The following is a 9356-nucleotide window of genomic DNA, read 5'->3' as shown; positions in this document are numbered from 1 at the left end:
CCCGCCCCTCAGGATCGCCCCAGGTACCGCTCCACCAGCCTCACCCAGTACGTCGCCCCCAACGGCAGCAGCGCGTCGTTGAAGTCGTAACTCGGGTTGTGCAGCATGCACGGCCCCAGCCCATGCCCACTCTCTCGGTGATCCCCCTCTCCGTTGCCGATGAAGGCGAAACAGCCGGGCTTCTCGATCAGCATGAACGAGAAATCTTCGGCGCCCATGGTCGGGTCGATATTGGCGTCTACGTTGTCGGCGCCGACAAGCTCGCGCATGACTGCCGCTGCGAACTGCGTTTCCGCTTCCGTATTGACGGTCGGCGGATAGTTGCGATGGAAGACGAAATCGATCGTGCAATCGTATGCGGCGGCGATACCTTTAGAGACTTCTTCCATGCGACGCTCGATGAGGTCGAGAACCTCGGTCGAAAACGTCCGCACCGTGCCGCCGATCCATGCCTCATTCGGGATGATGTTGGTCGCGTCGCCAGCATGGAACTGCGTGACGGACAGCACTGCCGTGTCGATCGGGCGCTTGTTGCGCGTGATGATGCCCTGCAGCGCCGAGACCACCTGCGCGCCGACAAACACCGGATCGTTGCCGTTGTGCGGAAGCGCGGCGTGCGCACCCTTTCCCTTGATGGTGATACGGAACTCGTTGCTCGATGCCATGAGCGCACCGACACGCGTGCCGAATGCGCCGACCGGCACGCCCGGCCAGTTGTGCATGCCGAATACCGCGTCGCATGGGAAACGTTCGAAGAGGCCGTCCTTGATCATTTCGCGCGCGCCGCCGCCGCCTTCTTCGGCCGGCTGAAAGATGAGGTTGACGGTGCCGCTGAAGTTGCGGTGCTTGGCCAGGTAGTGGGCAGCACCGAGCAGCATGGCCGTGTGGCCGTCGTGGCCGCACGCGTGCATCTTGCCTTCGTGTTGGGAACGATGCTCGAACTGGTTGGCCTCGGCCAGCGGCAGGGCGTCCATGTCGGCGCGCAACCCGATGCTCTTGCCCTCGCCGTTGCGAATGACCCCAACCAGCCCGGTCTTGCCGAGGCCGCGATGCACCTCGATGCCCCATTCGGTGAGCTTGGCCGCCACCAGATCGGATGTGCGCTGCTCTTCAAAGCACAGTTCGGGATGCGCGTGGATGTCGCGTCGCAGCGCCTGGATCTCGGCGTGCGCGGCTTGGATTTCTGGAATCAGCTTCATGGGTTGCTCGTGTTCTGGCTGAAAGTTCGGAATCACGTTCGATGATACGCCCCCGGGCGATATCCGACCCGCCATCCCCCGATTGCACGTCCCCACGGCTCGGTTTCGTATGGATTCTTTACGCACTGGCTTGTGCGCTTCTGCTTACAGGGTGGAAGACTGGCCGAAACGCCTACACTGAAGGTCTGCTCGCTGGCCGCGCCAACAAGCGATGTCGCTCCCGCGGCCTGATGAGCACCACGAGCACCACCCGAGCCCGATCATGTCCGCCGACGCCATCTCCGCCGCATCGCAACCTTCCGACGAAGTCCTGCAGCTGATCCACACGCTCGTGGCTTTCGACACCGTCAGCCGCAACTCCAACCTAGGCCTGATCGAATGGGTGCGCGACCGCCTCAAGGCGCAGGGTGCGGAGTGCCGCCTCACGTATAACGCTGCCGGCGGAAAAGCCAACCTGTTTGCCACGCTGTCGCCAGGACGCAAGCCGGGGATGGTGCTGTCAGGGCACACCGACGTGGTACCGGTGGACGGCCAGGCATGGGACACCAACCCGTTCGAGGCGCAGATCCGTGATGGCCGTCTGTATGGGCGGGGCTCGGCGGACATGAAGAGCTTCATCGCCGTGGCGCTCGCGCACGTGCCAGCGTTCATGGCCGCCGAGGGCGACGCGGGCTTTCATCTCTCGCTGTCGTACGACGAAGAGATCGGTTGCGTGGGCGTGCGCAGCCTGCTGCGTGACCTGGAGGCCAACGGCATCCAGCCAGCGGGGTGCATTGTCGGCGAGCCGACTTCGATGCGCGCCATCATCGCGCACAAGGGCAAGCGCGCGTATCGTTGCTGCGTGCGCGGCAAGGAGGCGCATTCCGCGTTGACGCCGCAGGGCGTGAACGCTATCGAATTTGCGGCGCTGCTGATCGCGCATATCCGCTCGCTGGCCGCGCGGCTGACGGCGGAAGAGGCGCGCGATACGGCCTTCGTCGTGCCGCACACCACGCTCAACACCGGCACCATCCAGGGCGGCATTGCGACCAACGTGGTGCCGCGCGATTGCGAGTTCACCTTCGACTTCCGCTATCTGCCGGGCACCGATCCGGATTGGCTCTTCAGTGAAGTCGAACGCTATGCACAGCACACGCTGCTGCCCCAGATGCGTGAGATTTCCGACACCGCGGACATCCGCTTCGCGCTGGAGGCCAACACGCCGGGGCTGTCGATCTCGCCCGCGCACGAACTGGTCGCGCTGGCCCAGGCATTGGCCGACAGCCGCGGCACAGTCGGCAAGGTGGACTACGGTACCGAGGCTGGGCTCTTCTCGCGCGCGGGCATCCCGACGGTGGTGTGCGGCCCGGGCAATATCGAGCAGGCCCACAAGCCCAACGAGTACATCGAACTGGCGCAGATCGCGCAATGCGAGGCTTTCATGCGGCGGCTCGCTCAGGGGCAGCCCCAGCTGCAGCCGATCTGAGCGCAACAAAAAACCGGGCATATGGCCCGGTTTCTTTTTGGCGATGGCGATTCCTGCTCAGCGGATCACCTGGCCGTGCGAGTTGATGATCGTCATTTCGACGAACTTCGAGCCGACATGGTTGGACGGCGAGAAATTGACGTTGAAGCCGCCCAGGTCATAGTTGCCCATCGACTCGAGCGCGGTGATCAGCTTCTCGCGCGTGAGGTCGCGGCCGGCGCGTCTGAGTCCTTCGACAAACACGCGGGCGGCCACGTAGCCTTCGATGCTGCCGTAGTCGAAATCGGTGATGCCGTCGGACTTGAGCAGCTTCTGGTAGTCGCGCACCAGCGGCGACGCACCACTGGACGGATACGGCATCACCTGCGAGATGATCACGCCGCCGCCGGCCTTGCCCAGCGCGTTGGCCAGCGCCTTGGTGCCGACGAACGAGACGTTGTAGAACTGGCCGCCGAAGCCCTGGTCCTGCGCAAGCTTCACGAGCGCGGCCACGGTCTGGTAGGCGCTGATGACGACGATGGCGTCGGGCTTTTGCGCGAGCACGGTGCCGATCGCGCCTTTCACGTCCGTCGTGTTGCGCACCATGCTGGCCTGCGCGACGAGCGACACACCCTGGCCGGCGGGCAGCTTGAGGGCGCGTTGCACGCCGTCCAGACCGGCCTTGCCATAGGCATCGTCGTTGTAGAGCACGGCGATGCGCTTGAGCCCGGTCGTCTGGATCTGCTGCACGATCGCCGCGGTTTCGTCGTTGTAGCTGGCGCGCACGTGGAAGACGTTGCGGGCAAACGGCTCACGCAGGGCCATCGCGCCAGAGTAGGGCGCAAAGAACGGCACGCCCGACGGGTTGGCGATCTTGAGTGCGGCCAGGCTGGTCGGTGTCCCGACATAGCCGAAGAGGGCGAAGACCTTGGTGTCGTCGACCAGCGTCTTGGTGTTGCGTGCGGCGGCGTCGGGCTCGTAGAAATCGTCGAGCACCTTGAGTTCGATCTTGCGGCCGTTGACGCCGCCCGCTGCGTTGACCGCGTTGAAGTACAGCTTGGCGCCCAGGTTCATCTGCTGGCCGAGCTGCGCGGCCGGGCCGCTCATCGCCGCGGACTGGCCGATGAGGATGGTGTCGTTGGTGACGCCTGTTTCGGCGTATGCACCGCCGGCGGCCAGCCCGATGACGCCCGCCGCGAACGTTGCCAGCAGCCCCGTGATTCTGCGTACCTGCATGCTCTCCCCCCGAAGAGATTGGTCTGCCCGGCATCATAGCCAAACGGGCCGGGCTGGCAAACAGCGCCAGGGAAAATGCCGCGCTTTTGATCGTTTTTGAGACAGGAACGCCGTTGATGCGCGATGCCGGGGCGGCCGGTTTATGCCCCAGCCTGGGCGCGGCGCTTGAGCACGGCGAGCAGGGCCGCAGTGAGCACCGTGCCGACGGCCAGCGCCACGACGTAGCCGCCCAGATGCGTGACGGCATTCGGAATCGGCAGGACGAACGCACCGCCGTGCGGCACGCGCAGCTCCACCCCGAACCACATCGACAGCGCCCCCGCGCATGCCGACCCCGCCACCAGGGCCGGGATCACGCGCAGCGGGTCGCGTGCGGCGTACGGGATCGCCCCTTCGCTGATGAACGCGAGGCCCAGCACGGCCGTGGCGCGCGCCGCCTGACGTTCGTCGACGGTAAAACGGGAGGGGAATAGCCACGCCGCCAGTGCAATGCCGAGCGGCGGCGTCATGCCCGCGGCCATGGTGGCGGCCATTGGCGTATAGACCTGTGCGCCGATCAGGCCGGTGCTGAAGGCATATGCGGCCTTGTTGATCGGGCCGCCCATGTCAAAGGCCATCATGCCGCCCAGCAGCGCGCCCAGCGGCACCGCGTTGGCGCCCTGCATGCCGCGCAGCCAGGTGGTGAGCGCGCTCAGCACTGCCGCCACTGGCGCGCCCACCACATACAGCATCACCAGGCCTGTGAGCAGGCAACCCAGCACCGGCAGGATCAGCACGGGCTTGAGGCCTTCGAGGTTGCGCGGCAGTTTGAGCCACCGGTTGAGGGCTTGCGTGCCGTAGCCGGCCACGAACCCCGCCGCGATGCCGCCCAGGAAACCCGCTCCCAGGCTGGCCGCCAGCATGCCGCCGACCATGCCCGGCGCAATGCCGGGACGGCTGGCAATCGAATAGGCGATGTAGCCGGCCAGTACCGGCACCATCAGCGCAAAGGCGGATTTCGCGCCAATCTGGAACAGTGCGCCGCCCAGCGTGCCGCGTGCCGCATCGTCCGTCACGTAGATGCCGCCCAGCGCAAAGGCCAGCGCAATCAAGATGCCGCCCGCCACCACGAACGGCAGCATGAACGACACACCGGTCATCAGATGCTTGTAGGGGCCCGTGCGCTCGGTGGGCGGGGCAGCAGTCTCGGCAGCATGCGCGGCAGGTGCCTCGACCGTCGCGTCGGCCAGTGCCCGGCGGATCAGCCCTTGCCCATCGTGGATGGCCGCCTTGGTGCCAGCGCGGAAGAGCCGTTTGCCGGCAAAGCGCGACAGGTCGACCTGCGTGTCGGCGGCGATGAGCACCAGATCTGCGTTCGCGATGGCATCGGCCGCCAGCGTGTTCTGCGCACCGACGGAGCCTTGCGTTTCGACATGGATGGCGTGGCCGAGCTCGGCGGCCGCCTGCGTCAGCGCTTCGGCGGCCATGAAGGTGTGCGCGATGCCGGTCGGGCACGAGGTGATGGCGACGATGCGCTTGGGCTGCGGGTGCGCCGCAGGTGCGGCCGGCGTGCTGCGCATCATGCGTTCGAGCACGGCGCGGGCGTTGTCGAGCACCTCGTCGAGCGAGACTTCAATCGTGCGCGGATTGGCCTGGCGTGCGGCGTCGTCCGGAGCGACCCCTGCCCACACGACGGCATCTGCCGTGGCCAGCACGGACGTGTTGACGACGGAGGCGGTGTCCGGCGCGCGCACGTCCACGTCAAGCTTGCAGCCGGATTCACGCGCGGCGTGGCGCAGGGCTGCGCCAGCCAGCATAGCCCGCGTCGTGCGGCCGTCAGCGCCGAGAATTGCCAACAGGTTTGCCATGATCGGCTCCTTGATGAGGGTGACTGCGCGGTCTTACGCCACGCGTTGCATGCGTACGGCAGCGGCCCGCTCGCGGACTTGCGCGGCCGGCGGTAGATGCGGCCCGAGGCGCTGGAGCTTGCAGGCGGCAAAGGCCACCGACAGGCGCGCCGTGTCTTCGGCGCTCGCGCCGGCATGCCAGCCGGCCAGCAAGCCCGCCACCATGGCGTCGCCCGCGCCGACCGTGCTGGCGGCACGCACTGGCGGAAGACAGGCCTGCCACGTGCCTTCGGCAGTGACGAACAGCGCGCCGTCTTCACCCAACGAGACGACGACCTGCGCGACGCCGCCCGCGTGGATCATGCGTGCCGCTTCCACAACATCCAGCAGCGTGGGGAGGGGCGCGCCGGCCCACAGCTCAAGCTCATGCCGGTTCGGCTTGATGGCGGTGGGCAGTGCCTCCCGTGGGGCCGCCAGTGCTTTGGCGAGTGGTGCCCCACTGGTGTCGAGCACGGTGCGCACGCCGCGCCGGTTCAATCCCGCGAGCAGGTCGACGTAGGTATCGACGGGCAGTCCGCCGGGCAGGCTTCCGCATAACGCGACGCCGGCCACATCGGGGACTGCATCGATGCGCTTGGACAACGCCTGCACGTCCGCCGGTGTGGCGGAGATGCCGGGCAGATTGATGTCGGTGGTCTGACCATTGGCGGCGTCGCTGATCTTGATGTTCGTGCGGTTGCTGCCGGGTACGCGGCAGAAGGCGTCGACCACGCCCTTGCGTGCAAACAGCGCCTCGAACAGTTCGGCGTTGGCGTTGCCGAGCAGGCCCGTGGCTACGACGGGCACCTGCCAGTCGGCCAGGCAGCTGGCCACGTTGACGCCTTTTCCGCCCGCTTGGTGCGCGACGCCGCGGCCGAGGTTGACGCGGCCGGGTTCGAGGCGGTCCAGCCCGATCGTCATGTCGATGGCCGGGTTCAGTGTGACGGTAACGATGCGCGTGCTCATGCTGTCGCCATTTCCTTGCCATCCGCCATCAGGGGCAGGGCAGTTTCGAGCGTGCGGACGTCCTGCGCCGACGCGCACGCCAGCGCACGGCTTGCCAGTGCAGACAGGGCGGACTGTTCGACCGCACGGAGCCTCGCCTTGACGGCGGGAATGTCACGCGGGCTCATCGAGAGCTCGTTCACCCCCAGCCCCGTGAGAAGCAGCGCGCCCAGCGGATCGCCCGCCAGGCCACCGCACACGCCCACCCAGCGGCCATGGCGCGCGGCGCCTTGCACCGTCTGCTGGATCAGGCGCAGCACCGCCGGGTGCAGGCTGTCGGCCTCGGCGGCGAGATCGGGATGCTGACGGTCGATCGCCAGCGTGTATTGCGTGAGGTCGTTGGTGCCGACGGAAAAGAAGTCCACATGCTCGGCCAGGCGATCAGCCAGCAGCGCGGCGGCCGGTACCTCAACCATGATGCCCAGCGGTACCGCAGGCGCACCGACCTCCACGCGGATACGCTCGCAGGCGGCGCGCAGGGCGGTCACCTCGTCCACCGATGTGATCATCGGGAACATGATCGACAGTGCGCTGCCGTTGCCAGCGTTGCCGGCATCACGCGCTGCGCGATAGAGCGCGCGCAGCTGCGGCTCAATGAGGTCGGGCCGGCGCAGCAGCAGGCGCGCGCCGCGCACGCCGAGGAAGGGGTTCTCTTCCGTGGGCAGGTTCAGGTGCGGCACCTGCTTGTCGCCACCGATGTCGAGCGTACGCACGATCAGCGGACGGCCATTCAATGCCTGGAGCATGTCGGCGTAGACGGTGTATTGCGCGTCTTCGTCGGGTGCGTGGTCGCGCTCGAGGAAGAGGAACTCGGTGCGCATGAGGCCGACGCCTTCCGCGCCGAGCGAGATCGCTTCGGTGGCCTGCGCAGGCAGGTTGACGTTGGCGGCGATCTCGACGGTATGGCCATCACGCGTGCGTGCCGGCAGGTTGCGTTCCGCCTGTTCACGCTGGGCGCGGGCGGTTTCATCCTGCAGCCAGGCGCGGGCGCTCTTGATGCTCGCCGCATCCGGATCGAGCACCAGCCGGCCGCCCGTGCCATCGACGATGGCCTGCGTGCCGGGCGCCACATCCAGCACCGCGGGGCCCGCGGCCACCACGGCCGGAATGCCCAGCGTGCGCGTCAGGATGGCGGTATGCGAAGTCGGCCCGCCCTGCGCCGTGACGATGCCGAGGATGCGCCGTGCGTCCAACGTGGCCGTGTCCGAGGGCGACAGGTCTGCCGCCACGAGAATGCACGGCGTGTCCGGCAGCGCCTGGGCCGCACCGCGCAGCGATGGGTCGAGGTGCCCCAGCACGCGCCGGCCCACGTCGCGCAGGTCAGCCGCGCGCGCGGCCAGCAGCGGGTTGCCCAGCGCGGCGAGACGCTCGGCCAGACGTTCCACCGCCTGATGCCACGACCAAGCCACGCCGTGCCCTTCGACCATCGCCTGGCAGGTGAGCGTCATGAGATCGGTATCGCCCAGCAGTTCGGCCTGCGCCTTGAAGATGCCGGCTTCTGCGTCGCCCAGACGCGCCGCGGTGTCCTGTGCGAGCGCGGCCAGCTCGGCACGCGTATCGGCGAGTGCCTTGTCCAGCAGATCCCCGCCGGTGGTCAGCGCAACCGGGTGATCGGGCACGGCTGCCGCGCCATGCTGCAGCACGTGGATGGGGCCGATGGCCAGCCCGGGGCTCGCGCCGATGCCGCCGATAGCGGGCAATGCGGCGTCGGCTTGCCAGCCGTGTGTGCTCTGGCGCGTGCGGGCGGCCTGCGCATCGCGCGTCGCCTGGGCGCGCTCCTGCGCCGTCAGGCCGCGAATGGTCTGCTGCAGGGCGTCCAGCGCGGCGGCGGCATCAGGCCCGTCCGCCGACAGCGTCAGCTTGGCGCCCGCCGCTAGCCCCAACTGCAGCAGCGCAACGAGGTTCTTCGCATCGGCCGTTTCGTCCCCATGACGCACCTGGATGCGTGCAGCAAACCGGCGCGCCGCCTCGACCCACTGTGCAGCGGGGCGGGCGTGCAGGCCGCTCGGGTAGTCCAGCGTGAGCGCGCGCTGCTCGGCCAGATCGGTGCCGGGCGTGCTTGCGGCCGGGGCGGCGGCATCGCCCGACAGTGCGGTGACGATGTCCTCGGCGTCTTGCGTGGCGAAAAGCTCGCGCAGCCGCACATCGTCGTTCAGCAGCCGGGTGAGCCGGCGCAGCAGCGTGATGTGCTCGTCCGATTGCGCGGCAATGGCGAAGACGAGGTGCGTGGTCTGCCCGGGATGCCATTCCAGCCCCTCGGGAAACTGCAGCACCGCGATGCCCGTCTGGCGGATCAGGTGGCGGTCTTCGCCCATGCCATGCGGAATGGCGACGCCGTGCCCAAGGAAGGTGTTGGCCACGGTTTCGCGACGCAGCAGGCTGTCGATGTAAGCGGTGTCGATGCAGCCTGAATCGGCCAGCAGTTGGCCGGCAGCGCGGATGGCGCTTTCCTTGTCGGTGGCGCGTTGTTGTAGACGGATGCGTTCGGCGCAGATGAGGGCGGAAGCCATGCGGCGGAGTCTCCTGCGGGTGGCCGCGCTCGGACTCGAAGGCGCGGCTTTGCGTGTCGTTGATGTGGTCAAATTGAAATCGATTACAGTTCGAGTG

General features: G+C 67.6%; 6 protein-coding genes. 1 reads left to right on the top strand and 5 read right to left on the bottom strand.

Annotated features, from left to right (window positions below):
• Window positions 1–8: 8 nt before the first annotated feature.
• The gene (locus NG900_RS18560) at window positions 9–1199 is read right to left on the bottom strand and encodes a M20 aminoacylase family protein (RefSeq protein ID WP_252682827.1); all 1191 of its coding nucleotides are present in this window, start codon (window positions 1197–1199) and stop codon (window positions 9–11) included.
• A 262-nt stretch (window positions 1200–1461) separates the two neighbouring features.
• Here NG900_RS18560 and argE point away from each other — a divergent pair, with 262 nt between their 5' ends.
• Window positions 1462–2664, top strand: coding sequence for an acetylornithine deacetylase (gene argE, locus NG900_RS18555; protein WP_252682826.1), 1203 nt, complete (start codon window positions 1462–1464; stop codon window positions 2662–2664).
• 57 nt (window positions 2665–2721) lie between these two features.
• Here argE and NG900_RS18550 read toward each other — a convergent pair whose 3' ends face one another.
• The 4 genes from NG900_RS18550 to ptsP all read right to left on the bottom strand — a co-directional run bounded on the left by NG900_RS18550 (window position 2722) and on the right by ptsP (window position 9259).
• Complete coding sequence (locus tag NG900_RS18550; protein WP_252682825.1) at window positions 2722–3879, bottom strand: ABC transporter substrate-binding protein; 1158 nt, start codon at window positions 3877–3879, stop codon at window positions 2722–2724.
• Between the two features lie 140 nt (window positions 3880–4019).
• The gene (locus tag NG900_RS18545) at window positions 4020–5726 is read right to left on the bottom strand and encodes a PTS fructose transporter subunit IIC (protein WP_252682824.1); all 1707 of its coding nucleotides are present in this window, start codon (window positions 5724–5726) and stop codon (window positions 4020–4022) included.
• Between the two features lie 33 nt (window positions 5727–5759).
• Window positions 5760–6710 (bottom strand): 1-phosphofructokinase, encoded by a 951-nt coding sequence (gene pfkB / locus NG900_RS18540; RefSeq protein ID WP_252682823.1) that lies wholly within the window; start codon window positions 6708–6710, stop codon window positions 5760–5762.
• Window positions 6707–9259, bottom strand: coding sequence for a phosphoenolpyruvate--protein phosphotransferase (gene ptsP / locus NG900_RS18535; RefSeq protein WP_252682822.1), 2553 nt, complete (start codon window positions 9257–9259; stop codon window positions 6707–6709). The genes pfkB and ptsP overlap by 4 nt, the downstream gene beginning before the upstream one ends.
• Window positions 9260–9356: the final 97 nt, after the last annotated feature.

The organism is Ralstonia soli (assembly GCF_023955655.1).
Taxonomy (GTDB): domain Bacteria; phylum Pseudomonadota; class Gammaproteobacteria; order Burkholderiales; family Burkholderiaceae; genus Ralstonia; species Ralstonia soli.
Note: the sequence above shows the minus strand (reverse complement) of the source record. Positions and strands in the feature narration are given on the sequence as shown.